Source organism: Cobetia sp. 2AS (assembly GCF_029846355.1).
Classification (GTDB): domain Bacteria; phylum Pseudomonadota; class Gammaproteobacteria; order Pseudomonadales; family Halomonadaceae; genus Cobetia; species Cobetia amphilecti.
Map to the genome: position 1 here is coordinate 100,113 of NZ_JARWKQ010000007.1, position 26,833 is coordinate 126,945.

22 protein-coding genes and 1 tRNA gene are annotated in these 26,833 nt (G+C 60.6%); 5 read left to right on the top strand and 18 right to left on the bottom strand.

The window, feature by feature from the left end; translation table 11 throughout:
- Nucleotides 1-80 precede the first annotated feature (80 nt).
- The 11 genes from hisS to QD356_RS16250 all read right to left on the bottom strand — a co-directional run bounded on the left by hisS (nt 81) and on the right by QD356_RS16250 (nt 11,289).
- Entirely contained in the window at nt 81-1,364 is a 1,284-nt protein-coding gene (gene hisS, locus QD356_RS16200) for a histidine--tRNA ligase (protein ID WP_192839402.1), read from the bottom strand.
- A 112-nt stretch (nt 1,365-1,476) separates the two neighbouring features.
- Nucleotides 1,477-2,592: a flavodoxin-dependent (E)-4-hydroxy-3-methylbut-2-enyl-diphosphate synthase gene (gene ispG, locus QD356_RS16205; RefSeq protein WP_043333809.1), complete on the bottom strand. Its 1,116-nt coding sequence runs from the start codon at nt 2,590-2,592 to the stop codon at nt 1,477-1,479.
- An 11-nt stretch (nt 2,593-2,603) separates the two neighbouring features.
- Nucleotides 2,604-3,647 carry a RodZ domain-containing protein gene (locus QD356_RS16210; protein WP_192839403.1) on the bottom strand — a complete coding sequence of 348 codons (1,044 nt, stop codon included), beginning with the start codon at nt 3,645-3,647 and terminating at the stop codon, nt 2,604-2,606.
- A gap of 337 nt (nt 3,648-3,984) precedes the next feature.
- On the bottom strand, nt 3,985-4,923 hold the full coding sequence (pilW, locus tag QD356_RS16215; protein ID WP_192839404.1) for a type IV pilus biogenesis/stability protein PilW: 939 nt from the start codon (nt 4,921-4,923) through the stop codon (nt 3,985-3,987).
- 131 nt (nt 4,924-5,054) lie between these two features.
- Nucleotides 5,055-6,212 (bottom strand): 23S rRNA (adenine(2503)-C(2))-methyltransferase RlmN, encoded by a 1,158-nt coding sequence (gene rlmN, locus QD356_RS16220; RefSeq protein WP_043333811.1) that lies wholly within the window; start codon nt 6,210-6,212, stop codon nt 5,055-5,057.
- A 354-nt stretch (nt 6,213-6,566) separates the two neighbouring features.
- A complete protein-coding gene (gene ndk / locus QD356_RS16225) occupies nt 6,567-6,992 on the bottom strand; it encodes a nucleoside-diphosphate kinase (RefSeq protein ID WP_043333812.1) in 426 nt (141 codons plus the stop codon).
- Between the two features lie 259 nt (nt 6,993-7,251).
- Nucleotides 7,252-7,578, bottom strand: coding sequence for an iron-sulfur cluster assembly accessory protein (locus QD356_RS16230; RefSeq protein ID WP_043333813.1), 327 nt, complete (start codon nt 7,576-7,578; stop codon nt 7,252-7,254).
- A gap of 15 nt (nt 7,579-7,593) precedes the next feature.
- Nucleotides 7,594-8,742 carry an aminotransferase class V-fold PLP-dependent enzyme gene (locus QD356_RS16235; protein ID WP_192839405.1) on the bottom strand — a complete coding sequence of 383 codons (1,149 nt, stop codon included), beginning with the start codon at nt 8,740-8,742 and terminating at the stop codon, nt 7,594-7,596.
- 125 nt (nt 8,743-8,867) lie between these two features.
- Nucleotides 8,868-9,341: a Fe-S cluster assembly transcription factor gene (locus QD356_RS16240; RefSeq protein WP_043333815.1), complete on the bottom strand. Its 474-nt coding sequence runs from the start codon at nt 9,339-9,341 to the stop codon at nt 8,868-8,870.
- 142 nt (nt 9,342-9,483) lie between these two features.
- The gene (gene cysE, locus QD356_RS16245) at nt 9,484-10,482 is read right to left on the bottom strand and encodes a serine O-acetyltransferase (RefSeq protein WP_192839406.1); all 999 of its coding nucleotides are present in this window, start codon (nt 10,480-10,482) and stop codon (nt 9,484-9,486) included.
- A 9-nt stretch (nt 10,483-10,491) separates the two neighbouring features.
- The gene (locus tag QD356_RS16250) at nt 10,492-11,289 is read right to left on the bottom strand and encodes an RNA methyltransferase (RefSeq protein WP_054556868.1); all 798 of its coding nucleotides are present in this window, start codon (nt 11,287-11,289) and stop codon (nt 10,492-10,494) included.
- Nucleotides 11,290-11,782: 493 nt separating this feature from the next.
- Between QD356_RS16250 and QD356_RS16255 the strand changes: the two genes are divergently transcribed.
- The gene (locus QD356_RS16255; protein WP_043333816.1) at nt 11,783-12,577 is read left to right on the top strand and encodes an inositol monophosphatase family protein; all 795 of its coding nucleotides are present in this window, start codon (nt 11,783-11,785) and stop codon (nt 12,575-12,577) included.
- Nucleotides 12,578-12,704: 127 nt separating this feature from the next.
- On the opposite strand, the gene secF is transcribed toward QD356_RS16255, so the two are convergent.
- The 5 genes from secF to queA form a co-directional block, all read right to left on the bottom strand.
- A complete protein-coding gene (gene secF / locus QD356_RS16260) occupies nt 12,705-13,610 on the bottom strand; it encodes a protein translocase subunit SecF (protein ID WP_054556869.1) in 906 nt (301 codons plus the stop codon).
- A gap of 12 nt (nt 13,611-13,622) precedes the next feature.
- Nucleotides 13,623-15,473 carry a protein translocase subunit SecD gene (gene secD / locus QD356_RS16265; RefSeq protein ID WP_054556870.1) on the bottom strand — a complete coding sequence of 617 codons (1,851 nt, stop codon included), beginning with the start codon at nt 15,471-15,473 and terminating at the stop codon, nt 13,623-13,625.
- Between the two features lie 70 nt (nt 15,474-15,543).
- A complete protein-coding gene (gene yajC / locus QD356_RS16270) occupies nt 15,544-15,879 on the bottom strand; it encodes a preprotein translocase subunit YajC (RefSeq protein ID WP_043333819.1) in 336 nt (111 codons plus the stop codon).
- 130 nt (nt 15,880-16,009) lie between these two features.
- Nucleotides 16,010-17,146 (bottom strand): tRNA guanosine(34) transglycosylase Tgt, encoded by a 1,137-nt coding sequence (tgt, locus tag QD356_RS16275; protein WP_082388822.1) that lies wholly within the window; start codon nt 17,144-17,146, stop codon nt 16,010-16,012.
- Between the two features lie 137 nt (nt 17,147-17,283).
- Nucleotides 17,284-18,315, bottom strand: a complete 1,032-nt coding sequence (gene queA / locus QD356_RS16280) for a tRNA preQ1(34) S-adenosylmethionine ribosyltransferase-isomerase QueA (RefSeq protein WP_107336757.1) — start codon at nt 18,313-18,315, stop codon at nt 17,284-17,286.
- A gap of 407 nt (nt 18,316-18,722) precedes the next feature.
- Here queA and QD356_RS16285 point away from each other — a divergent pair.
- From QD356_RS16285 to QD356_RS16300, 4 genes are all read left to right on the top strand, one after another.
- Nucleotides 18,723-18,808, top strand: a tRNA-Leu gene (locus tag QD356_RS16285).
- A 99-nt stretch (nt 18,809-18,907) separates the two neighbouring features.
- Nucleotides 18,908-20,182 carry an integrase arm-type DNA-binding domain-containing protein gene (locus QD356_RS16290; protein ID WP_192839407.1) on the top strand — a complete coding sequence of 425 codons (1,275 nt, stop codon included), beginning with the start codon at nt 18,908-18,910 and terminating at the stop codon, nt 20,180-20,182.
- Nucleotides 20,183-20,315: 133 nt separating this feature from the next.
- The gene (locus QD356_RS16295) at nt 20,316-21,245 is read left to right on the top strand and encodes a DUF6387 family protein (protein ID WP_192839408.1); all 930 of its coding nucleotides are present in this window, start codon (nt 20,316-20,318) and stop codon (nt 21,243-21,245) included.
- A gap of 169 nt (nt 21,246-21,414) precedes the next feature.
- Complete coding sequence (locus tag QD356_RS16300; RefSeq protein ID WP_225996670.1) at nt 21,415-21,654, top strand: helix-turn-helix domain-containing protein; 240 nt, start codon at nt 21,415-21,417, stop codon at nt 21,652-21,654.
- Nucleotides 21,655-22,545: 891 nt separating this feature from the next.
- On the opposite strand, the gene QD356_RS16305 is transcribed toward QD356_RS16300, so the two are convergent.
- Both QD356_RS16305 and QD356_RS16310 read right to left on the bottom strand, forming a co-directional pair.
- Nucleotides 22,546-23,247: a SprT family zinc-dependent metalloprotease gene (locus QD356_RS16305; RefSeq protein ID WP_192839410.1), complete on the bottom strand. Its 702-nt coding sequence runs from the start codon at nt 23,245-23,247 to the stop codon at nt 22,546-22,548.
- Entirely contained in the window at nt 23,235-26,609 is a 3,375-nt protein-coding gene (locus QD356_RS16310; RefSeq protein WP_192839411.1) for a type I restriction endonuclease subunit R, read from the bottom strand. Before QD356_RS16310 ends, QD356_RS16305 begins: the two co-directional genes overlap by 13 nt.
- Between the last annotated feature and the right edge of the window lie 224 nt (nt 26,610-26,833).

Consider the following 26,833-nt stretch of genomic DNA (forward strand, 5'->3'; position numbering starts at 1 on the left):
CTCCTTGACCTGGCCGGCATGCCGGCACTTGCATTCGTGAGGCGGAGAGCTGGCTCTCCGCCCGATATTCATTGGCAGTCTCAGGCGCCGAAGACGCTGTCGAGACGTTCGCCCAGCGCACGCTGGTTCAGCGTTTCCTGGTCGCGTTCCTCGCGCAGGAACTTGAGCGCCACCGTGCCTTCGATGACTTCATTCTCACCGAGAATCAGCGCGATGCGAGCACCGCTCTTGTCGGCCTTCTTCATCTGGCTCTTGAAGCTGCCGCCACCGCAATGCAGCACCAGACGCAGGCTGGGCAGGGCGGTGCGCAGCTCTTCGGCCAGACGCATGGCTTCGCCTTCGGCCTGCTCGCCCATCGACATCAGGTAGACATCGACGGTCTCGCGGACGTCCTGCGGTACCAGTTCCAGTGTCTCGAGCAACAGGATGAGGCGCTCGACGCCCATCGCGAAGCCGACCGCCGGTACCGGCTTGCCGCCCAGTTGTTCGAACAGGCTGTCGTAGCGGCCGCCGGCACACACGGTGCCCTGGCTGCCCAGCGCGGTAGTGGTCCATTCGAACACACTGCGCGAATAGTAATCGAGGCCACGCACCAGGCGCGGGTTGATGACGTACTCGATGCCGGCGGCGTCGAGACGTGCCTTGAGGCCCTCGAAGTGCACGCGGGATTCTTCATCCAGGTGATCCCCCAGGCGCGGCGCGGCGTCGACGACGGCGGCCATGTCCGGGTTCTTGGTGTCGAGGATGCGCAGCGGGTTGCTGTGCAGACGACGCTTGGAGTCTTCGTCGAGGACATCCAGGTGCTGTTCGAAGTATTCGACCAGCAGGTCACGATAGGCAGCACGCGCCTCGAGGCTACCCAGCGAGTTGAGCTCGAGCGTGACGTGCTCCAGCAGACCCAGCTGGCGCCACAGACGTGCGGAGATCAGGATCATCTCGGCATCGATGTCCGGACCTTCCATGCCGTAGGCTTCAACGCCTACCTGATGGAACTGACGATAACGGCCCTTCTGCGGGCGCTCGTGGCGGAACATCGGGCCGGTGTACCACAGACGCTGGATCTGGTTGTGGACCAGGCCATTCTCCATCGCCATGCGCACGCAGCTGGCGGTGCCTTCCGGACGCAGGGTCAGGCTGTCGCCGTTACGGTCGTCGAAGGTGTACATCTCCTTCTCGACGATGTCGGTGACTTCGCCGATGGAGCGCTTGAACAGCGCGGTCTGCTCGACGATGGGGGTGCGGATCTCGCGATAGCCGTACTGGCCCATCAGCGCTTCCACCTGGTGCTCGAAGTATTGCCATACCGGTGACTGGTCCGGCAGCAGGTCGTTCATGCCACGAATGGCCTGGATCTTGGTACTCAACGTTCTCTCCTGAATCCTTGCGCGTCTCCCCACGGCGCTCGCATGACGTCATGCAGGCGGGTGGGGAGACGAAGGCGCGTCAATCACGACGCGCAAGCCAGCCGAGACAAGCTCAACTCTGGCGGATGATAGTGTCGGCCTCACGGGCCTCTTTTTCCGCGACCTTGTCACGGATGAGTCGCTCAAGATCGTCAACCAGGGTGTCATTGGTCAACTTGCTGGCCGGCTTGCCGTCCAGGTAGACCAGGTTGGCGGGGCTGCCGCCGGTCAGACCGACATCGGTCTCCTTGGCTTCGCCGGGGCCATTGACGACACAGCCGATGACCGAGACGTTCAGCGGCGTCATCACGTCTTCAAGACGTGTCTCCAGCTCGTTCATGGTCTTGATGACGTCGAAATTCTGACGCGAGCAGCTGGGGCAGGCAATGAAGTTGATGCCCTTGGCGCGCAGCTTGAGGCTCTTGAGCATGTCGAAGCCGACCTTGATCTCCTCGACCGGGTCCGCTGCCAGCGACACGCGGATGGTGTCACCGATGCCATCCATCAGCAGCATGCCCAGGCCGATGGAAGACTTGACGGTGCCCGAGCGCAGGCCGCCCGCTTCGGTGATGCCCAGGTGCAGCGGCTGTTCGATGCGCGCTGCCAGGTCACGATAGGCGGCGACGGCCATGAACACGTCGCTGGCCTTGACGCTGACCTTGAAGTCCTGGAAATCGAGGCGATCCAGATGGTCGATGTGACGCATGGCAGATTCGACCAGCGCCGCCGGCGTCGGTTCGCCGTATTTCTTCTGCAGGTCCTTTTCCAGCGAGCCTGCGTTGACGCCGATGCGGATCGGGATGCCGTTGTCGCGGGCGGCGCTGACCACGGCGCGCACGCGGTCTTCACGACCGATGTTGCCCGGGTTGATGCGCAGGCAGTCGACGCCAAGTTCCGCCACACGCAGGGCGATCTTGTAGTCGAAGTGGATGTCGGCCACCAGCGGGATGTTGCTCTGCTGCTTGATGCGGCCGAAGGCTTCGGCGGCATCCATGTCCGGCACGCTGACACGCACGATATCGGCACCGGCATCCTCGAGGCGCTTGATCTGCGCGACGGTGGCGGCGACATCGTTGGTATCGGTGTTGGTCATGCTCTGCACGGAAATCGGTGCATCGCCGCCGACGGCCACATTGCCGACATGAATCTTGCGCGAGACGCGGCGCTTGATGGGGGAGTGACTATGCATGGGATTCCGGATCATTCACCGAGGGTAAGTTTGGCGACACTGCCGCGCGTGACGCGCGTGAGGTCGACCGCTTCATTCATGTAACGCAATTCGACGCCAGAGGCATTGCCGATGGTCAGCGTGAAGGGCGGCTTGCCTTCCAGCGTCGTGCTGGTGCCGGCCTCGTTGTTGCCGCGCAGCAGGCGCTTGCCATCGGCATCACGAATGTCGGTCCAGGAATTGATGTTGAACGTCAATTCGAGCTTGCGCGGGTCTGCCGCCGGCGCAGCTTCTTCTGCTGCGCTCTCTTGTGTGGTGTCGGCACTGGCATCGGCGACAGCACTCACGTCAGTGGCAGCGGCGCTATCCGTGGCAGCGCCAGACGCTGACGTGCCAGCCTCTGCAGCGCCCGGCGTGGCCGCGGTTGCGCCTGTATCGAGCGCGTCAGCACTCTGCGCTGTCGCCTCGGAAGATGCTCCTGTCTCGACGGCAGACGCATCACCGGTGGCGGTAGCAGTGGAGGACGGCGCCGATTCGCTGGCAGAGGACTGCGAGAGCGAAAGCTCGATGGAGCCATCGGCGTTCACGACCGGTGCGGCGTTGTCCGCCTCGCTGCCACCTTCGAGGGCGGAGGTTTCCGCCGGCGAGGTGCGGCCATAGTCGCCACTCTGCCACCACACGTAGCTGAGACCGATCAGACCGGCGATGACCAGCAGGCTGACGAGGCGGAACAGGTACTTGCCCATCTTGCCCGGTGGGCGCACCGACGGCGTGGAACTGGGGGTGTAGCGCTCGGCTTCGGTGGTGCCGAACTGGGCATTGTACTGCCCGACGATCGCCTTCTCGTCCATGCCCAGCAGGCGGGCATAGGCACGCAGATAGCCGCGACGGTACGCGGCGATGGGAATCTGGTCGTAGTGGTCGCGTTCCAGGTCATCGACCAGGCTGGGGCGCAGGTTGAGCTGTGTCGCCACCTCATCACGCGACAACCCCTGATGCTCGCGCTCCAGCTTGAGGCGCGTGCCAGGCAGTGCATCACTGGCGTGCTGATCAGGGGCGGGTTGATGTTCGCTCATGGCGCATCCTTGTAAGGAAAAACTGTCTACCGAACGCACATCCGGGCGCTCTTCCGGTACTGCGGGAAACTGCTCCTGACACTGATGCTGGAGCATGCTGACTGATGCTGTCGCGCGATTGGCCGGGTGCTGCACGACTCGCTGATCATCATGCGAGTGAGCAGCGTGAAAAGCGATGACCTCCCATGCCAATCGACGCGCACGAACACACGTTCGTCCGCGTCGGCACTATACCAAGCCCGCGCCGAGATTTTCACCGGCATTTCGGTCTTCTCGGTCCTGCTTGCAGCGACCCCGCCCATGAGATGGCGCCATCAGCGGCGTCGTTGCGCCTCGCTCAGGGAGTGCGAATCACCGCGCGACCGGATTCACGTGTCATGACCTGCTCCAGCTGACGGCTGTAGAGATCTGCCAGACGGCTGTCGCCGCGAGCCGTGGCCACATCGACGGCCAAGGCGAGACTGTCGCTATCGGTGCCTGCCAGACGGAAGTAGCGGCTCAGCGCCGACTGGGCGGCGTCATTGTCGCCGGCGTCATGTGACATGCGTGCCACCGCCAACCAGGCCTCTGACTCACGCGGATTGATCTTGACGGCGCGTTCGAAACTCTTCGCGGCCTCGCTGGTCTTGCCCAGCTGCAACTGACAGCGGCCCAGATTGGTATAGAGCTGGCCACGATTGTCGTAGGTCAGGTCTTCCGCCGCGATCTCGAGCTGCCGACAGGCCTCGACGTATTCACCGCGAGAGTAGAGAAAGGCCGCGTAGTTGTTGCGCGCACGGGTAAAGGACGGATCGCTGGAAATGGCCTGATTGAAATAGTCATCGGCGAGCACGTTCTCCCCCTGGCGCTGATAGATCATCGCCAGCCCGGCCTTGGCCTCGGCATTGCTGCTCTGCAGCTTGAGTGCCTTCTGGAAGGCGCTGTCGGCACGTTGCAGCTGATTACGACCCAGATAGGCCTCTCCGAGTTCCACGTAGGCGTTCGAGGCCTTGTTGTCATCCGGCGGGGCGTAGGGGTCGTTGGTTTCCACGCGTGTCGCGCAACCTGCGAGGGTCAGGCCGGCAAATCCGAGGCACAGCAGCAGGGCTCTGGTGCGGCGAGTGATGCCGCGAGCAGCGGTGCGGGTGTGGGAATCATGCTGGCAGGGGCCCTGGGTGACAGTGCCATGGGCGACAGTGCCCTGTGCGACAGAGTGATGGGCGACAGGGTCATGCTCATTGGTGCGATGACGGGGCAGACGACTCGGCATGCAATCCTCGCGTGAATGAAGGCTCATGATGTGCCTGCGGGCGAGGGTCGCGGCAGGCAACAAAAGCGCCCCCATCAAAGCGCCGCACCTGCCACAAGTCAAGGTGGCAGGGCGGCGCATGGCTATGGCGATAGCGTCAGGTCAGGGCTGGCAGCCGCTCAGTCGGCGTCGAGCTGGATGGCGTTGATGTAACGCTCGGCGCGACGGGTGCGGTCCTTGACCTGACCGACCAGCTGGCCACAGGCGGCGTCGATGTCATCGCCACGGGTGGCGCGCACCGGTGCGGTGTAGCCCAGTTCATAGAGACGCTGCTGGAAGCGCATCACCTGGTTGCGTGACGGCTTCTCGTAACCGGAATGCGGGAACGGGTTGAACGGGATCAGGTTGATCTTGCACGGCAGCTCGTCGAGCAGCGCGGCCAGTTCCTCGGCGTGCTGGATCTGGTCGTTGACGTCCTTGATCAGGGTGTACTCGATGGTGACGATACGCGCGTCGTCACACTTGGCCAGGTAGCGATGGCAGGAGTCGAGCAGCGCGCGGATGTTCCACTTGCGGTTGATCGGCACCAGCACGTTGCGCAGTTCATCGTTGGCCGCGTGCAGCGAGATCGCCAGGCTGACGTCCATCTCGTCGCCGAGCTGGTCCAGCTTGGGCACCACACCGGAGGTGGAGAGGGTGACGCGACGCTTGGACAGGCCATAGGCGTTGTCGTCCAGCATCAGCTTCATCGCCGGCACGACGTTGTCGTAGTTCATCAGCGGCTCGCCCATGCCCATCATCACCACGTTGGTGACCGGACGCTTGCGGGTGTCCTTGCGGTCTTCGGCGCCACGGGTGGCGACCCACACCTGGCCGATGATCTCGGCGGCGGTCAGGTCACGCTCGAAGCCCTGCTTGCCGGTGGAGCAGAAGCTGCAGTCCAGCGAGCAACCGACCTGGGAAGACACGCACAGGGTGCGACGGTTGCCGTTCTCGGACGGGATCAGCACGGTCTCGACATAGCTGCCATCGCTGACTTCCAGCACCCACTTGCGGGTGCCGTCCTTGGACTCGCCTTCATAGACGATGCCCGGCGCACGGATCTCGGCGACCTGCTTGAGGCGCTCGCGCAGCGGCTTGGCGAGGTTGGTCATCTCGTCGAAGCTGTCGACGCCTTCCTGGTGAATCCATTTCATCACCTGGGTGGCGCGGAATTTCTTCTCGCCGATGCTCTCGAAGAAGGCTTCCATCGCCGGGCGCGGCAGGCCCAGCAGGTTGGTGAGCTTGACGGCGGCAGGGGCCGCGGCATCGGTGGCAGTTGCAGTGGTATCAGTCATGGTATGGGCCGGTCGTGTCAGGGATGGGCAGGCGTCACACAAAGGATAGACGTCTGCAGGGCGACGCTGTCAGCGGAGGTGGCGATGGCTCGCAGACCTCAAGAGGCTCTCGTCATCAGCGCAGTGCGCGTGGGCGTCACATGGCGTGGGGAGAGGGCGCTGCAGCGGCTTTCAGAAAAGCGTATCGGACCTGCTCAAGCGTCGAATCTGCTTCAGGGGGTGCATGCTGTCGCGCGACGCTTCAGCACGTCCGATACCACGACGGCCCCGCCTCGCAGGCAGGGCCGTCGTGTCATGCACGGCTGAAAGGCGCGTGCCCCGAAGGGCCGGGCTTCTCAGTCGTACAAGGCGAAATCAACCGCGCGGGCAGATTTCGTTGTCGCCGAAGAAGTAGGCGATTTCGCGAGCAGCAGATTCCGGCGCGTCAGAACCGTGAACGGCGTTGGCGTCGATGGAAGTGGCGAAGTCTGCACGGATGGTGCCGGCTTCTGCTTCCTTCGGGTTGGTAGCGCCCATCAGGTCGCGGTTCTTGGTGATGGCGTCTTCGCCTTCCAGCACCTGGATCATGACCGGGCCGGAAGTCATGAAGCCGACCAGCTCACCGAAGAAGCCACGTTCGCTGTGCTCAGCGTAGAAGCCTTCGGCCTGTTCCTTGGACAGGTGAACCATCTTGGAAGCGACGATCTGCAGACCGGCCTTCTCGAAGCGAGAGTAGATTTCGCCGATCACGTTCTTGGCAACGGCATCCGGCTTGATGATGGACAGAGTACGCTGAGTCATGGTGAATCTCCTGAGACAAGCTTTGAAGAGCCGTACGGCAGATGCCGAACGGCGGAAAACGGGCTCTGTCGGCATGCGCGCGACAAAAGTGGGCGGCATTATAGCGGCAAGTGCCACCGGCTGCATCCATCATGCCTGAGTCGCATGACGCGCAGATGGCAAGCGCCTCGTCGGCATGGGCTGGCGAGGCGCTGAGGGTCGGCTCGGACGTTGAGTCTGGCCTGGACGCTGAAGCTCTATTTACAAGCTGAAGCCTGGTCTAGACGCTGAAGCTCTCGCCACAACCACACTCGTCCTTGACGTTGGGGTTGTTGAAGCGGAAGTAGCGGTTCAGGCCGTCCTTGACGTAGTCCACTTCGGAGCCGTCGAGCACGGTGAGGGCTTCGGTGTCGACATAGACGGTGGCGCCGTGATCGACGAAGACGGCGTCTTCCTCGTTGACCTCGTCAGCGAAGTCGAGCACGTAGCTGTAGCCGGAGCAGCCGCTGGGCTTGACCGAGACGCGCAGGCCAAGGCCGTGGCCGCGCTCGGCCAGCACGACGCGGATCTGGTCGGCGGCGGAGGAGGAAATCGACAGATGTGCCATGAGCAGTCTCCCGGGTCAGGCGCGCAGCGACGTCAGGGCATGCCTGAGTTCGCCGAGCGCGGATTCGATGTCGGCAGCGGTGGTGAAACGACCGAAGCTGAAGCGCAGTGATGCCAGCGCCAGCGGACGGGGCACCCCAATGCCGGTGAGGACGAACGACGGTTCGACACTGGCGGAATTGCAGGCCGAGCCGGTGGAAATCGCGATGCCGCGCAGCGCCATCAGCATCGCCTCGCCATCCACGCCCTCGAAGGCGAGATTGACGATGTTGGGCGCGCTGACCTCTATATCGGTATTGAAGTGCACGCCTTCAAGGCCGGCAAGCCCGGCGACGAACTGATCACGCAGCGCGACGAGGTGCTGGTGATCGGCGTCGAACTGCTCGGCGCTCAGGCGGTAGGCCTCGCCCATGCCGACGATCTGATGGGTCGGCAAGGTGCCGGAACGCATGCCGCGCTCATGACCACCGCCGTGGATCAGGGCATCGACCTTGATCTGCGGCTGGCGACGCACGTACAGCGCGCCGATGCCCTTGGGGCCGTAGGCCTTGTGGGCGGACAGTGACAGCATGTCGATGGGCTGACGTCTGACATCGATCTGCACCTTGCCAGGCGCCTGGGCGGCATCGACATGGAAGGCCGCGCCATGCGAGTGGGCGATGTCGCCCAGCGCATCCAGGTCATTCAGGCTGCCCAGCTCGTTGTTCACCGCCATCAGCGATACCAGGATGGTGTCGCTGCGCAGGGCGTCGCGCAGGCTGTCCGGGCTGATGCGGCCGTCAGGCTGCGGCGCGATGCGCGTCACCTCGAAGCCTTCCGTCTCCAGCGCACTGGCGGTATCCAGAATCGCCTTGTGCTCGATGGTCGAGGTGATCAGATGGCGGCCACGCTCGGCATTGGCACGCATGTAGCCGGTCAGCGCCAGGTTGTCGGCTTCGGTGGCACCGCTGGTCCAGACGATCTCGCGCGGGTCGGCACCGATCAGCTCGGCGACCTGACGACGCGCGCCCTCGACGGCCTGCTCGGCCAGCCAGCCCGGCATGTGACTGCGCGAGGCCGGATTGGCGAAGGTGCCGTCCTGCGTCAGGTGACGCATCATCAGCTCGGCGACGCGTGGGTCGACGGGCGTGGTGGCGGCATAGTCAAGGTAGATCGGCTGGGACATGGTGACTTCCTGAAGACACGACAGACAGTGATGACGGTGAACGTGATGAAGGCGATCTCGAAGGCGATGGGGCGCGGCGAGCATCGCCTCGGCTGGCCGTGCTCAGCCTGGCTGGCAAACGCCGCTCAGCTGCCTTGCATGACGGTGATCGGTGTCGGCTCGCACGCCTTGCGCTGACGACTGGCGATCTGGCGAATCTCTTCGCGCGCGACCAGGTCGGCCAGGCTGATGCCGTCGAGAAAGCCGTGGATCTCGTCGGACAGATCACACCACAGATGGTGCGTCAGACAGGTGTCACCGGCCTGACAGTCCGACATTCCCTGACAGCGTGTGGCATCGACTGACTCGTTGACGGCGTCGATGATGCACGCCACCGAGGTGGTCTCGAGTTCGGTATCCAGCAGATAACCGCCACCGGGGCCACGCACGCTCTTGACCAGACCTGCACGCCGCAGACGCGCAAACAGTTGCTCCAGATACGACAGCGAGATGCCCTGGCGTACGGAAATATCGGCCAGACAGGTCGGGCCGCAACTGGCATGCAGGGCCAGATCGAGCATCGCGGTGACGGCGTAGCGTCCCTTGGTGGTCAGGCGCATGACAGAGTCCGTGAGCAGATGGAGCCTGCGACGTTGAGGACGAGGCCGGGCGTAGTCGCCGCCTCTGGCGAGGCGGCGTATCAATGCGCCCCATTATGGTGGGGTGGTCTGGCGGGGTCAATCCCGACTGAATTGGTCAACTTTAGCCATGCTGACGTTCGGCGGGCTCCTGCGTATCGCTTGCCTGCTCGGTCGGTGATTGCTCAGTCGGTGCCTGCTGGGTCGAGGTCTGCTCGGAGCGCGGCTGGTCATCAGGGGCAGTGCCCTGCGATGCGCTGGATGCTGCGGCTCCGGCCTTGGGCGAGGTGCTGCCCTGGGCCGCGGCCACGTCAGCGACGGTGGTCTCGCCACCGCAGGGCCCCAGTTCATCGATCAGCTGGGCGAAGTCGGCGTCATCGAGCTCCGGCAGGCGCCCGGCGCGATAGCTTGCATCCAGCTTGCGCAGCGTGCCGCACATCTGTTCGATGCGCTTGTCTACGGCATGCATGTGATCGAGCATCGCGTGCATGGAGCGCGCGACCGGGTCGGGCATGTCTTGGCCCATGCCGTAGGCATCGAAGCCGAACTTCTCCTTCATGGCCTCGCGGCTTTCCGGGTCGACCGACGGCTCCTCCGCCACATCCGGCTCGGCGCGCTTGACGATTTTGCCGGGAATGCCGACGACGGTGGCGCCGGCAGGCACTTCACGCGTGACCACGGCATTGGAGCCGACCTTGGCGCCGGCACCGACGGTGAATGGGCCGAGAATCTTGGCGCCGGCACCGACGATGACACCATCGCCGAGGGTCGGGTGGCGCTTGCCGGCGTTCCAGGTGGTGCCGCCGAGAGTGACGCCGTGATAGAGGGTCACATCATCGCCGATCAGGGCGGTCTCGCCGATCACGACGCCCATGCCGTGGTCGATGAAGAAGCGCCGACCGATGGTGGCACCCGGGTGGATCTCGATGCCGGTCAGCCAGCGCATCAGGGTCGAGCCGGTGCGCGCCAGCCATTTGGCGTTGTGGCGCCATAGCCAGTGATTGATGCGATGGGCCACCAGCGCATGCAGGCCCGGATAGTTGGTCAGGACTTCAAAGAAGTTGCGCGCCGCCGGGTCACGGGCAAACACGCTATCGATGTCTTCACGCAGTCGAGTGAACATGGCGTGTCCTCAGGAAGTGCGGTTGGCCGTGTCGGCTTGTGCCAGGCGAACCTGCTTGTCCACCGCGGAAAGAATGCCGCGCAGAATGTTGATTTCCATGCTGTCCGGACGCGCGCGCAGATAGAGGCGACGCAGGCGTGCCATCAGCTGGCGCGGCTGTTCCGGATCGAGGAAGTCGACGCTGATCAGTGTCTTCTCGAGATGCTCGAACAGGCGCTCGAGGTCGGCATGGCTGGCCAGCGGGCTGTCCCAGTCGATACCGAACGGCTGGTCATCCTCGGCCCGCGGCGTCTCGCCGGCGGCTTCCTGGTCGGCCAGCCATGCCTGGCGGCACTCATAGGCCAGCACCTGCACCGCCGCGGCCAGATTCAGCGAGCTGAAATCCGGGTTGGTCGGGATATGCACGTGGCGGTGACAGCGCTGCAGCTCTTCATTGGAGAGGCCGGAATCCTCGCGGCCGAAGACGATGGCCACACGGGCATCCGGCAGGCGGGCTTCATCGGCCAGGGTGGCACCGAAGGCGCGCGGCGTGATCATCGGCCACGGCAGGTTGCGGGAGCGTGCGCTGCAGCCGACCACCAGACTGCAATCCGCCACGGCCTCTTCCAGCGTCTCGTGCACCGAGGCGCTGGCGACGAGTGCATCGGCACCCGAGGCGCGTGAGGCGGATTCCTGGCATTGCACCTGACATCGCGGCGCGACCAGTGCGAGATCGGCCAGGCCCATATTGAGCATGGCGCGGGCTGCACCACCAATGTTGCCGGGATGGCTGGTGCCAATCAGGACAATGCGCAGACGTTCAAGCATGAGGACTTCCAGGATAGCAATTGAAGGGCGGGTCGGCCGACGCGGCTGGCGCAGTGCGTGGTCCGCATACGCAGACTTAGCGATAAATCGCGCGTCAGGACCCGATATCCTAGCATGAAGCCGCGTCAGGGAGCAGTTTCCCGCCGGTGTTGAGGGCAAGAGCGGCGCGAGCGGGCAGGGCGCAGGGACGCGACGCGCAGGCAGAGGGTGGCCGCAGGCAATGGCAGCTCGAGCCGAGCTCTGATAGACTACGCCGTCCCGTCATGTCGCAACATGTGTTCGCCCTCGCTGGCGCCGCGTGCTGTGGCGGCTGGCAGCCTGCATACATTGCACTATGCAGCGCGCCCCGCGCCGTATCAGGATTCCTGTACGGCTACATGACCGCCTGATCTGATTGCACCCAGTTTCGCTCGATCCGTGTTGCGCCGCGTTGAAGTCTCACGCGCCGTGGCACCCGTTCTTTAACAGCTCCCGACTCGTCAAGGCCTTGATCATGCATCCGATGGTCCAATTTGCGCTGCGTGCTGCACGCGGTGCCGCAGAGCAGTTCGTCCGTGCTCGTGAACGTATCGAAGTCGCCCGTGGCGACAACGATCTCGACACCTTCATTGCAGACACTGCACGTCGCGCCGAAGCGCACATCGTGCGTCAGCTGGAGCGCGGTTATCCGCAACACGGCCTCTCCGGCCGTTATACCGACCATCGCGATGGTGAAGGTCAGGGCTCTGACTATCACTGGCGTATCGAGCCGGTGCACGGTTACTCCAACCTGGCATCCGCGGCCTCCGGCTTCGCGCTGTCCGTGGTCTGCCTGTTCAAGGGCCGTGCCGAGCACGCCGTGGTCATCGCACCGTTCACTGACGAAGAGTACATCGTCAGCCGCGGTCGTGGCGCCCAGCACTCCGGTCACCGTATCCGCGTGACCAACGCCACCTCCATCGAAGGTGCGCGTCTGGCGATGGGCCTGCCGGAAAGCTGGCAGCGTCCGCGTCACCTGCCGACCTACCTCTCCATCGTTCAGCAGGTCGGCCCGCAGGTCGAGATGCTGCGCACCAGCGGCTGTGCGCTGCTGGACGTGCTCGAGCTGGCCTCCGGCCGCGTCGATGCCGTCTATGTGCTGGGTCTGGATGCCGGTGACAGCGAGATCGTCAGCCTGTTCCTGAAGGAATGTGGCGCTCTGGCAGGCAGTGCCGACGGCACGCCGGTCGTGGTTGCCGAAGGCACTCTGATGGCCGCTGGCGCACGTCTGTACAAGGCGCTGGCGCAGACCATGCAGCCGCACCTGTAAGACCCTGCAAGACGACGTGACCTGACAGCCCTCGGGGCCGTCTGGAGAACGAAAAAAACCCCACCTCGCATGAGGTGGGGTTTTTTTATGCCTGGCGATCCGTGCCGGGCTTAACGAGTGGAGGCGCTTACGGCGCGCCGTCCTCGAACTGCTCCTTGGGCGGGGGGATCAGATCCACACGCTTCAGGCCGACCACCAGCAACAGCGCCGCTGCCACGTAGATGGACGAGAAGGTCCCCGCGACCACACCGATGATCAGTGCGATGGCGAAGTTGTGGATCATGTCACCGCCGAGGAAGTACAGCGCCAGCAACACCAGCAAGGTGGTGCCGGAGGTGGACAGCGTGCGTGACAGCGTCGCGTTGATGGCGTCATTGAAGATCGACGGCATGTGATCGGTTCGCGATTTGCGGATGTTCTCGCGAATGCGGTCGTAGACGATGATGGTGTCGTTCAATGAGTAGCCGATCACGGCCAGCACCGCGGCCAGTACCGTCAGGTCGAAGTCGAGTCCGAACAAGGCAAAGATGCCCAGCAGGATGATGACGTCATGACCCAGCGAGATGAGTGCGCCGAGGGCGAACTTGTACTGGAAGCGGAAGGCCACGTAGACCATCACCACGGCCAGGGCGAGCAGCATGCCGAGACCGGACTGGTCACGCAGCTGATCACCGACCTGGGCGCCGACGAACTCGGCGCGGATCAGGTTGACGCTGTCACCGGTGGCCTGCAGATGCGCCACGATGTCATTGCCGATGCCGGCTTCGAAGCTCTGCTGCAGACGCACCAGAATCTCGTTGCTGGCACCGAAGGTCTGGACCGAGACATCCTTGTAGCCGGCGGCTTCCAGTGTCTGGCGCACGCTATCCAGCGCCGGTGCTGCCTGGTATTTCACTTCCACCAGGGTGCCGCCGGTAAAGTCGAGGCCCAGGTTCAGGCCATGAATCACAAGGGCGCCAATGGCCACGATCGTCAGCACGATGGAGACGATGAAGGCCGCGCGCCGCTTGCTCATGAAGTCAAACTGTCGCATCACGATGGCCCCTCAGATCCAGAGTTTCTTGAGTGTCTTGCCGCCAATGGCAAGATTGATGATGCCGCGCGAGACCATGATCGCCGTGAACATCGACGTCAGGATGCCGATGGACAGCGTTACCGCGAAGCCCTTGACCGGGCCACTGCCGATGGAGAACAGGATCACCGCGACCAGCAGGGTGGTGATGTTGGCATCGACGATGGAGGTGAAGGCGCGCTCGAAGCCGGTATGCACGGCTTGATGCAGCGGCATCTTGGAGCGCATTTCCTCGCGGATACGCTCGAAGATCAGCACGTTGGCATCCACCGCCATGCCCAGCGTCAGCACGATACCGGCGATACCCGGCAGGGTCAGGGTGGCACCCAGCATCGACATCGCGGCAATCAGGATCGCCAGGTTGGCGGTCAGGGCCACGTTGGCGACGACACCGAAGGCCTTGTAGCGCGCCAGCATGAACAGCACGACCAGCAACAGGCCCAGCTCGACGGACAGGATACCGCGCGAGATGTTCTCGGCACCGAGGCTCGGGCCGATGGTGCGTTCCTGCACGAAGTAGATCGGCGCGGCCAGTGAGCCGGAACGCAGCAGCAGCGACAGCTCCTTGGCTTCCGTCGGCGAGTCGAGGCCGGTGATGCGGAAGCTGTTGCCCAGTGCACTCTGGATCGTCGCCAGGCTGATCAGCCCCTTCTCGGTGTACGGGATGCGCTTCTCGACCTTCTCGCCGTCTTCCATCACGGTGCGCGTGCGGGTCTTGTGCTCGATGAACAGCACCGCCATGTTGCGGCCGATCGCGGCACGCGTGACGCGGTTCATGATCGAGCCACCGGTACCGTCCAGGTTGATGTTGACCTGCGGACGGCCGCTTTCATCGAAGCTGGTGCTGGCGCTGGAGACGCTGTCACCGCTGATGATCACGTCCTTCATGATGTTGGCGGTGCGGCTCGGCTGGTTGCGGAACGCGAAGCTCTCCATCTCGCTGGCCGGCGTGTCGCTGGCCGCTTCCAGACGGAATTCGAGGTTGGCGGTGGCACCCAGTACGCGCTTGGCGGCGGCCGTGTCCTGCACGCCCGGCAGCTCGACCACGATGCGGTTCGGGCCCTGGCGCTGAACCAGCGGCTCGGACACGCCCAGCTCGTTGACGCGATTGCGGATCGTGGTCAGGTTCTGGTTGACCGCGTAATCCTGAATCTCCTTGACGGCGGCGGCGGTCAGGGTGAGGTCCAGTACGGCCCCACGCTCGACATCGCGCTCGTCGTATTCGAAGTTCTGGAAGTCGCGCGAGATCAGTGAGCGCGCCTTCGAACGGTCTTCCTCATCGGAGAACGTCAGGCTCAGGGTACCGTCGTCGACTTCGCTGCCGCGGTAGCGGATACGCTCCTCGCGCAGGGTTTCCTTGATGGCGCTGGCGTTGACTTCCAGGCGCTGCTTGACCGCGGCGTCCATGTCGACTTCCAGCTGGAAGTGGACACCACCGCGCAGGTCAAGGCCCAGCTTCATCGGTGAGGCACCGAGGCTGGCCAGCCACGACGGCGTGGCGTCGGCCAGGTTCAGCGCGACGATGGCGTCATCGCCGAGCGTCTCGCTGATCAGTTCCTTGGCGCGCAGCTGCTGGTCGTTGCTGGTAAGGCGAATCAGGCCGGTGGAACCGTTGAGTTCCCCGGATTTGGGCGTGATGCCGGCGTTTTCGAGGGCACTGGTGGCGCGATCGAGGTCTTGCTGGTCGATGGCCTCGGCGCCGCTGGCGGCACTGATCTGCACAGCCGGGTCTTCGGGGTAGAGATTCGGCAATGCGTAGATCACGCCGACGGCAAGTACCAGGCAGATCACCAGGTACTTCCAAAGCGGATAGCGGTTGAGCATGGCAGCCCTGTCCTTGGTGGAGCGGGAGAGAAAAGCATGCTGCCGGCACAGGGGCCGGCAGCAGGAGGGATCAGATGGACTTGATGGTGCCCTTCGGCAGGACTGCAGCCACGGCAGACTTCTGCACGTTGACTTCGTTGCCTTCGTTCAGCTCCATGGTGATGAACTGCTCGCTGACCTTGGTGATGCGGCCAACCAGGCCACCACCGATGACGACTTCGTCACCCTTGGCCAGATTGCCGATCAGGTTCTTGTGTTCCTTGGCGCGCTTGGACTGCGGACGCCAGAGCAGGAAATAGAAAATGACCACGAAGCCGACCAGCATGACGATCTGGCCGATGGCGCCGCCGCCGGCGACAGCCGCTTCGGCTTCCGCGTGTGCGGCAGGAATCAGGAATTCCAGCATGTGTATCTCCAGAGGTTACGAGTGAACTGTTGTTATGCAATGAGCGTGATTCAGGCTCTTCTTCACGTCTGGCTCGAGTCGAATATCAAGACGACCGGAGGATTTGGCCCCCGGTCGTCATTCGCCTCGATCAGTCGGCCAGCGGCGGCACCGGCAGGCCGCGCGCGGCATAGAACTGTTCCACGAAGTCCTGCAATGTACCCGCTTCAATTGCACCGCGCAAACCAGCCATCACGGTCTGGTAGTAGCGCAGATTGTGGATGGTGTTGAGCATCGAGCCGAGCATTTCTCCACAGCGATCAAGGTGATGCAGGTAGCCGCGCGAGAAATTGGTGCAGGTGTAGCAATCGCAGTCCGGGTCCAGCGGTGAGGTGTCACGCTTGTGGACGGCGTTGCGGATCTTGACGGTGCCCGTCGGCGTGAAAAGGTGGCCGTTGCGCGCGTTGCGGGTCGGCATCACGCAATCGAACATGTCGACGCCGCGCCGCACGCCCTCGACCAGGTCTTCCGGCTTGCCGACGCCCATCAGATAGCGCGGCTTGTCTTCCGGCATCCATTCGGGGAGGTAGTCGAGAACCTTGATCATCTCGTCCTTGGGCTCGCCCACGGACAGGCCGCCGATGGCGTAGCCGTCGAAATCGATCTTCTTGAGGCCCTCGAGGGACTTCTCGCGCAGGTCCGGATACATGCCGCCCTGGATGATGCCGAACAGCGCCGACGGCGAGTCGCCATGCGCGTCGTAGGAGCGCTGCGCCCAGCGCAGGGACATCTCCATCGACTTGCGCGCTTCATCATGGGTGGCCGGGTACGGCGTGCACTCATCGAAGATCATCACGATGTCGGAGCCCAGCGAGCGCTGCACCGCCATCGATTCTTCCGGGCCCATGAAGACCTTGGAGCCATCGACCGGTGAGCGGAAGTGAACGCCCTGTTCGGTGATCTTGCGCGTCTTGCCCAGCGAGAAGACCTGGAAGCCGCCGGAATCGGTCAGGATCGGCTTGTCCCACTGCGCGAAGTCATGCAGATCGCCATGCGCTTCGATGACTTCCGTGCCCGGGCGCAGCCACAGGTGGAAGGTGTTGCCGAGGATGATCTCGGCGCCGATGTCCTTGATGGACTCCGGCGTCATGCCCTTGACGGTGCCGTAGGTGCCTACCGGCATGAAGGCCGGAGTTTCCACGGTGCCGCGCGGGAAGGTCATGCGGCCACGACGTGCACGGCCATCGGTCGCGAGCTTTTCAAAGCTCATGAAGCATTCTTTACGCATGGTGCTCTCTTTGCTTGGCGGCGAAACAGGCCGCAGCTGGTGTGTCGATGCCACTATGCCGCAGCATAGCGCGGGGCGCGTTAACTGCGCATGACATGGCCCTCGGCGAATGCCGGGGCCATGTCAGAAGAGGGGATTCAGGCGCGTTCCAGCAGCATGGCATCGCCATAGCTGAAGAACTGGTAGCGCTCTTCCACCGCCGCCTGATAGGCCGCCATGGTGTGCTCGTAGCCGGCGAAGGCCGAGACCAGCATCAGCAGAGTCGATTCCGGCAGATGGAAGTTGGTGATCAACAGATCCACTACCTGCCATTCGTAGCCCGGGTAGATGAAGATGTCGGTATCGCCGGAGTAGGGGGCCAGCTCACCAGCGTGGGCCTTGGCGGCGCTCTCGAGACAGCGCACGCTGGTGGTGCCGACGGCGACTACGCGGCGACCGGCGGCGCGGGCACGGGCGATCTTGTCGCAGGCTTCCTGACCGACCTCGATCCACTCGCTGTGCATGTGGTGCTCGAGAATGCTGTCGACGCGCACCGGCTGGAAGGTGCCGGCGCCCACATGCAGGGTGACGAAGGCGGTCTCGATGCCTTTCTCGGCCATGGCGGCCATGATCGGCTCATCGAAGTGCAGGCCCGCCGTCGGGGCGGCCACGGCGCCATCGCGCTTGGCATAGACCGTCTGATAGCGCTCGCGATCCGACAGCTCGTCATCCCGAGTGATATAAGGCGGCAGCGGCATGTGGCCGTGCTGGTTGAGCAGCTCGATCATCGGCGTCTCGCCGTGGAAGCGCAGCTCGAACAGTGCCTCCTGACGGCCTTCGACCACGGCCGTGATGCCGCCTTCGAAGATCAGCTCGGTACCCGGCTTGGGCGACTTGCTGGAGCGGATGTGCGCCAGGCCACGATGGGCGTCCAGCGGACGCTCCAGCAGCATCTCGATCTTGCCGCCGGAGGCTTTCTGACCATGCAGGCGCGCGGGGATCACGCGGGTGTCGTTGAAGACCACGACATCGCCGGGTTCCAGCTGCTCGAGCAGATCCGGGAAGCGGCGGTGCACGATCTCGCCGCTCTTGCCATCCAGATGCAGCAGCCGGCAATCGCTGCGTTGCTCTGACGGGTAGCGGGCAATCAGCTCATCCGGCAGGCTGAAATCGTAATCGCTGCGCTGCATCGGGCGCGCGTCGGAAGGTGTGGCAACGCCCGAGGCATCACCGGAATCGATACGTGACATGGCCAACCTGACACTCTGATAGCACGAGGCGCGTGGTGCGCTCCGTGGCATGCGTACATGCACAATGGGGAGATGCCGCCCTGAGACACTGGCGCTCTCGTCGCGAGCGCATGACTCCCTTTCTGCGGGTGGGGCAGTCAGGTGCGACACTCTCGAGGCCTTGGCTGTCTGGGCAGACGAAAAAGGTCGCTCATGATACCCAATGCCATCGTCCACGCGAAGACCCGTTTGCGGGCGACACGCCTGAGTCCACTGCGGCGTGGGGTGTGAGGAAGCGCTCCATGTGTCTGATCTGACGCCAAAACTCGTTGACCTTGGCGCAATGTCCCGTATAATTTCGCTCCGTTGCCGGTGTGGCGGAATTGGTAGACGCAGCGGATTCAAAATCCGCCGCTTAATAGGCGTGTCGGTTCGAGTCCGACCACCGGCACCATTCCAATCAAGTACTTAGCTCTCCCTCCTTGTAGCACCTCGTTGCATCAACTAGCATCCAATGACACCTCCATATTGGGACGGGTATTGGGACTAGATCATGCCGAGAAAAGCTCCTGAGCTCTCAGCTCTTCAAGTCAGACGCCTCATTTCTCCTGGTCGCCACGCGGTGGGCGGGGTCGATGGTCTGTTTCTGCGTGTTACTGGTACTGGCGGTCGTTCTTGGATATTGCGCTTCCCCACTGGGGAGAGGCGGGTTTCTGCTGCCGGAAATTCCTTCGCGGTCTATCGAGATGTTGGCTTGGGCTCTTACCCCAGCACCACCCTGGCTGTAGCTCGTGAGAAAGCTCGATCCATTCGCGAGAAGCTGGCCGAGGGCATAGATCCGATAACTGAGCGCAAGGCGGCCAAGCAAGCCCGTCAGGCAGAAGAGAAGCGTCGCCTTACCTTTGCCCGCGCTGCCAAGGCGGTGATTCAGATCAAGCAGGCAGAAGCCAGCAACCTCAAACACGCCCGTCAGTGGGAATCCTCGCTTGAGAGTTATGTCATCCCTTCACTTGGCACGATGTCTGTAGCAGATATCGAGCTAGCGCACGTCGTCCAATGTCTTGAGCCGATATGGCAAGCCAAGCCCACTACCGCCGCCAGGGTGCGTCAGCGCATAGAGTCTGTACTGTCTTGGGCAACGGCTCATGGTCATCGTACTGGGCCCAACCCTGCTGCCTGGAAAGGCAATCTCGATGCTGTGCTGCCAGCGCCGGCAAAGATAAAGAAGGTGGAGCATCTCCCAGCATTGCCGATCGATACGGCGCCTGTATTCTGGCAAAACCTGACTCAGCGAGACGATGTAACTGCCAAGGCGCTGGCCTTGCTGATCCTTACCGGGAGTCGTTCAGGTGACGTTTTGGGGGCTAGATGGGAAGAGATTGACCTGACTGAGGCCCTCTGGGTCATACCGGCGGGCAGAATGAAGCGGCGTAGAGAGCATCGTATACCGCTTTCTCCTGCCGCTGTGGCAGTGCTCAAGACACTCAGCCCGGCAAAGGAGGGATTGGTCTTTATCCGTGGCAATGGCAAGGCGTTGGCTGCCAGATCAATGGGCGATCTCATCAAGCGGATGCACGAAACAAGTCTGAAGGAGGGCGGCCAGGGATTCGTGGACCCCACTGACGGGCGGGTAGTGGTACCGCACGGCTTCCGATCTACATTGCGCGACTGGATGTCGGAGAGGACAGCCACAGCACACGATGTTGCCGAGTCGGTGTTAGCCCACGCTATCGGTAATCAGACAGAAGCGGCTTACCGGCGCGGTGATTTACTGACCAAACGCGCTGGAGTCATGAACCAGTGGGCAGATTTCTTGGTGCGTAAATGAATTATGAGTGCCGTGTTGATTTTTCGGCTATATCTGTAGGCTTTGTATTTTAAGAAAAATATCACTCTGTCTATACATAATAGTAGCTTAGCCTGGTTAGGTGATTTTGAAAACAGTGAAAGGATTATCGCTGATGAAAAAGATGATTCGCTCCGTTAATGAACTGCCTGAATGGTTTGATATTCGTAACTATGATAAATGGAGTTATGAAGAAATTGTTAAGGCAGTAAGAGCTATAGAGGGAAAGATATTAATCAGGAGGTTTTTGTATCAAAGCTGTGTTTTAGCGTCAGATCCACTTCCAGCTGAGACCAAAAATGCAGTATTGGCAAAGATGAAAAGTCTTGCTGATTGTCCCTACGACTATTCTTATTTTGATATATTGACTGCTGTTTTTTACGCAGGAGATAGTGCTAATCATGGCAAAGAGTATGCTGATTCACGGAAGAACGAGCACAATGAAAGACTCCGGTTGCAACAAACAGTAGAAAAAGAGGTGAGAAGTAGTTTAGATCGTTCGGCGCTCATTGATCATAACGAAAAGATCGATCGTGTTACGCTAAGAGATATTATGCATTGGTTTGAAGAGAATAAAGATTTACTAGAAAAAGTAGAGAATGTTTCTCAAAAAATTTCCTCTAATAATGGTTGGGATGTTGATGTAGTACGCCGTGAAGTAGAATCCAATATCATGATTAAGTCATGGACTGAGGCGGATTTCTTGTGTGTCTCAGGGGCGCCAACTATTACTGCTGAGCTGAAGATTATAGAGGATTATATGATTTCACTTGCTAAAAAAGAGGGGGCAGATAATCCTCTTTCAGCCCGACCTTCCGAAGTGAAGAAGTTATTTGATTATCGCGTGGCGGCTTACTTTGATCTCATGTCTTGGAGTCATTTAATGGGTATTAATATTACTAAGAAATGTATGGCTCAAGCTCTTTTTCCTAACGGAGATTACGCGGAAGTAGATATGATGCCATCGAAAACCATTGGTAAATTTATTAAGAGGATGGAGGAAGGAGAGATAGACAGCTTGGTAGCTAAAGCAGCTGAACTGTGAGCATGCAATTCTCTGTGGGCCAAATTACATGCATTTTTCTTTGAGCTAAATTGTATGCATTTCTCTATTTTTTTTAGTGCATGCAAATAACTTGTTCTGAAACTGGTAGTTTCTACTAGTTAATATTACGTCATGCTGCCTGTGAATCCACAACGCAAGGCAATACGACATGGCGAATTACTCTCATGATCGCTCTATGCAGGCCAGCCAGGTAGGTGTTCAGCAAGTATCCACCTGGTTGTCCGTCAAGCAGCTTGCTAACCGCTACGATGTTCACACTGCCACCATCTGGCGATGGGCGCGTGAGTCTGGAGACTTTCCGAAGCCTACGCGGTTCGGTTTTGGCTGCACTCGCTGGAAGTTTTCCGATATTCAGCAATGGGAAGCTCAGCAGGAGGTGGTGCAATGAGTGGGCCGTCTCGTGATATCTCTCCGCACAGCCAGGCTGGCAAAGTATTATCGTCACTACGTCTGCGGCCTATGAGCAATATCGAGCTGGTTTGGGAGCTGAACATTGCACATCCGCCAGCATCAATCAGAGATCTGCGCTTATCTGGGATAGAGATTCAGACCAGAGAGCACCCCCATCCTTCCAAACCAGGTGAAAAGATCAAGCGCTATCACCTGATGAGCGAGCGGTAATGCGATGGCCAGGAGGAAGCACAAGGCCATCTCCAGCTGGCCGGGTGGTTACCTGGCTTTGCCCAAAGTGGTCATGGAGCATGAAGATTTTCGCTTGCTTACTTCGTCCGGGCATAAAGTTCTCATCGCTTTGGCGGCTCAGTATAACGGGAGGAACAATGGCGATCTTTCCGCTACGCATACGACGATGAAGGCGTGGGGAGGTATGGCTCACGGGACACTTTGTAAGGCACTCCGGGAGCTGCAGGAGCGTAACCTGGTGCTGAAGTCTCGAGAGGCATTCAAGGGGCGTGAAGCATCTCGTTGTGCCCTGTATGCCATCACTTGGCAGCCGATAGACCCTTGTGATGGCAAGCTTGATGTAGCGGATACCACCACACCGCCGAGGAAGTGGAAGGCATGATTTCGAGCATTACCGCCTTCAGTTTTTGGAGTAGATAGCGTCAAAAATTGAAGTGGTGGTTCGGAACTGTGTGGTTTCGCCTTGGAGAAGGCTCCAAAAAATGAAGTCGTCAGGGCATTTTTCAGAGATGTTGGACTTCAAAAAATGGAGACCTTACTAAGTTACCAGCCGGTAGCAGGTTCTGTGGCCATTCAAGATGGTTGATGAGTGCTTGATGGCCACCCGAACAGATAGGCCCGCGCCTTGGCGTAAGGCCTATATCCCTTCCACTTCGATGCCATGCCGGGCGAGCCAGCTCTTGCGCTGTTCATAGTCCGGCATGGCTCTTTCCAGGCGGCGCCAGAAGGCAGGCGTGTGATGTGGTTCGTACAGGTGAACTAGCTCGTGCACGACCACATACTCTGCGATATGGCGTGGCAGCAGTATGGTCTTCCAATGGAAGTACACACGGTTGCCCTTACCGCAGGACCCCCAGCGATAACCGAGGTCCTGAACCTTCACGCCTGCGGGCGATACCCCCATTCGTTGCGCGTGTTCTCTTACCTTCTTGGTCAGCCAGTCCTGTGCTCGGCTGGTATACCAGTGGATGAAGTGCTCGCGTGCATCAGGTAGTGCGTCTTCACGAAGCAGGAAGCGTCCGGTGGCCAGTTTCAGAGGCGCGCTTGAGGCGGCCGGCGGCACCCGTCGGAGGCGGTAGCTACGTCCCAGGTAAAGAAAACCTTCTCCATTGACGTACTCCTTCTGGGGCAGGCTGCGACGCTTCTCTGCTTTCTGAGCTAGTTTCTGGTAGATCCAGAGACGCTTCTCTTCCACAAATTCACGCACCAACGCCTTATCAGTGCCGGTAGGGGCTGCGATGACTAGCTCGCCATCGCGTTCCACCGTGATCGCCAGCGTCTTGCGGCGAGAGCTCTCGCGCACCTCGAAAGAAAGGTCTTCAATGGTCAACCGTGCCATGCGTTTACCAGCTTATGGTGGTTACTGCGTGCCAAGTCAAAGAGACGCTCAGCGGTAGCCTCTGCTTGATCGGTCGGCACCAAGCTACCCATTATCAGCAAGCTGAAGAGATCTTGCTTCAGGCGTTCCTGGTCCGGGATATGCGATGGTTTCCAGAAATCAGGAATAGCAATCTCGAGCTGGATAGTGGCCACGACTTCCTCTGTTGTCTCGAGCAGACTCTGTGTCGTTGCGGGATCAAGGCTTGTCGGGTCCAAGTCGCAGGTGACTACCAGTTCTCGCCAGAAGGGCTCGGCGTGGTCCGGCATATCGGGGATAACCTCGTCATCTAGGCTGGCGCCGCCTCGCAGTTGCTGGATCAGACTCTTGAAGGCTTCTACCTGTTCTGCCCACTGTCCATCAAGCTGGCCGAGCAGCTCTTCAAGGCGTTCACTGAGGCGGCCGTATTTTACAGGATCTTCCTCGAGATGTTTGCTGACGTGGGAGCGCAACGCGTGCTCCATTTCTGACGCCTTGGCTCGGTCACTCGCCTGGTGGTCGATATGATCATCGAAGCTCGCGTCAGTCAGCTGTACAGGAGGGATGCGAGGGTCGATGCCCAGAGATATCACATAGTCATCGATCAGCTTGCGCACCTTGTTGCCGATATCCTTTCCGAGCTCAGGAGTATCCTTGTAGCGGTTGCGAGCGATGGCATGAATATAGGCGAGACGCTTGGCATCATTGACGAATTCCAGGCCTTCAGGGCGGGGTAGTACGTCATCTAGGCCACGATTGAACTCCTTGAGCTTGACCATGAACTCGGCGCGAACGCGCTCATCCCCCAGTACCTGTACGGCTTCCTCGGTGTCATCCAGGTCATCCACCCCTTGTGCACGCAGCACGTCAACAACACGCAAGTGGCGATCACGCAGCAACGGGATTTCATCCTTGAGGCTTTGCAAAGCGCCCTCGATATCTTCCTCGCTATAAGCAGCCAAGGCTTCCTTGAGGTGGTTGGCAACGCCAAAATAGTCCACCACGATACCGTGTGACTTGCCATGACCAGTACGATTGACGCGTGCGATGGCTTGCAACAGCTCGGCCTCACGTAGAGAGCGATCCAGGTACATCACCCCTTCGATAGGGGCGTCAAAGCCAGTCAGCAGCATGCTTTTGACGATTAGGAAGGCCAGTGAATCGTGCTTGGTAGGGTCGGCAGGCGTGACATCATATAGCGGCAGGGGCTTCTTGAACCGTTTGATGTGGCTCTCCACAGCAGCCCGGTCACTCCACTTCGCCCAAGCAGCGTCATCATTGTTTCCGCTGCTGAAGACCACGGCGAACTCCAGTTCCTCCAGCACCTTGCGATAGCGCCACGCCTGTATCGCGGCCTTGACCTTGGGCGGCCTGGTGAGAAGCTGGGTGTCGTCGAGCTGCTTGTCTTCCGCTGACAGTGCCATAGCCTCTTTCAAGAGGTCCTGCTTGGCCTGTTCAAGAGCATCGAAGTAGCGCAAGGCGGCCCGGCGGCTATAAGACACCAGCTGCGCCTTGTACCCATTGGGCAGGATGTTGGTGACGTAATGGCGGAGGATATCCTGTGCCTTTTCCTGCACCAGTTGAGGGGCTTCGAAAATCTGGCCCTTGGTGGCGTACTTCTTCTTGATGGCTTCCAGCTCTTCCTTGGTGTGATCGCGGAAGAGATCTTCGAACAAACCGTCCAGACTTGCCCCTTCCTTGATGGCGCCCTTGGCAGTGCGTCCCTCGTAGAGTATCGGGACCGTCGCGCCATCCTCTTCGGCTTCCTTGATGGTGTAGCGGTCTATGTATTCACCGAAAATGTCGTGAGTGCGCTTCTTGTCACCCATGATGATCGGTGTGCCAGTGAAGCCGATACGAGCCGCATTGGGCAGGGCGCGCATCATGTTGGCGTGAAGATCCCCCGCCTGGGTGCGATGGGCTTCATCCACCATGATCAGGATGTCTTCACTGGTATTGAGTACCTCGAAGGGCGCACTGAGGGTTGGCTTGCGCGGACTACCGACACTGCTGACAACTGCTGGTTCGGCAACCAGACGTTGGTCATCAGGCTGATCTTGCGCGGCTTGGGCGTAGGCGCCTTGCGTCGGTTCATCATCGCTATCGGGGTCCCGGTATTTCTGTATGGTGCCGAAGACCAGGCCAGGGCCTTCGCGTGCCAATAGCTTCTTGAGTTGTGATGTCTTGCCTGCCTTGGTGACCGTCTCCCCAGTGAGCTCGGCCGTTGCCGACAGCTGCTCTTGCAGGTCCTTACGATCGGTAATGACTACCACCTTGAAGCGACGCAGGGCAGGGTCGGTGCGAATCTTGCGCATCAAGAACACCATCGAAAGGCTTTTACCACTGCCTTGGGTGTGCCAGACGATACCACCACGGCGGTCAGACTCCCCGTCTTCACGGCGTGTCTTGCCATGCTTGAGCCGCTCGAAAGCGCGCGTCATGCCACGGTACTGCTGGTAACGGCACACCAGCTTTATCTCTTGCCCGCCAGCATTCATGAATAGCGTGTAGTGACGTACGATATCCAACAAGTTGGCCGGCGTGAGCATTCCGGTAATCAGGCGCTGCTGAGCCGATAGGTGCTTCACCCCAAGGTCGGTGGCAACATCTGCCTCACGCAGCGGGGCGACAGTCTTCCAGTTGAGGTAATGAGAGAAGCGAGCTCCGATGGAGCCGACTCGAGCATCATCGAAGTTACTGGCCACAAGAAACTGATTGGTCGCAAACAGGGCAGGGGCACCTTCGTGTTCTTCGGTGTCGTTATCCAGAATGCGTTGGTCATGATAGCGCCGCAGCTGGTCCACAGCGTGGCTTATGCCTTCAGGCACTGTGCGACTCTTGCACTCCACCACCACCAACGGGATGCCATTGACGAACAGCACGAGGTCCGGGATCACGTGACCTTTACCCGAGTCATGGCCGGGAGGGCTCTTCACCTTGAACTGATTGACCACGGTGAAGGTGTTGTTGGCAGGTTCATCCCAGTCGATGAAGCGAATAATCTGGCCCCGACCGCCATCCCAGCCTTCTACCCCCTCTACCGTCAGGCCGTTGAGCAATAGCTGGGTAGCCTGTTTGTTGGCTTCCAGCAGCTTGCTGGAGGGGATTCGGGTGATGGCAGAGACTGCTTGATTCAGGCGCATCTCATCCAGCCAGCGCTTGCCATCACGCAAGTTGATCTTACCGAGTTGATCCTTCAGCAACGGCTCCATCACTACCTGAGAAAAGCTGTCGCGGTGCGTCACGGCAGGGTCGCTGACTGAACCCGCCAGATATTCCCAGCCTTGGCTAACCAGTTGATCAATGAAGGGTTTTTCTACGTCTGTGTACTCAGGGCCTGCCATTCCTTGGCTCCAGAATCAGGTGGATGGTGAGAAAATGTTCGTAGCGGAGCAGCTTGGGTGCAGATTATCGCGAGAAAGCGTAAAATGACCCGTAACTCAATGGAGGGTTTACATGACGACTTCTACAGTACTCAAAAAACGCCGTAGAGTGAGCAGTAGCGCATTGCTGAAGGCCGTTTCCACATCTACAGCCGTGGAAACAGGCAAACCTAGTCAAGCTATCG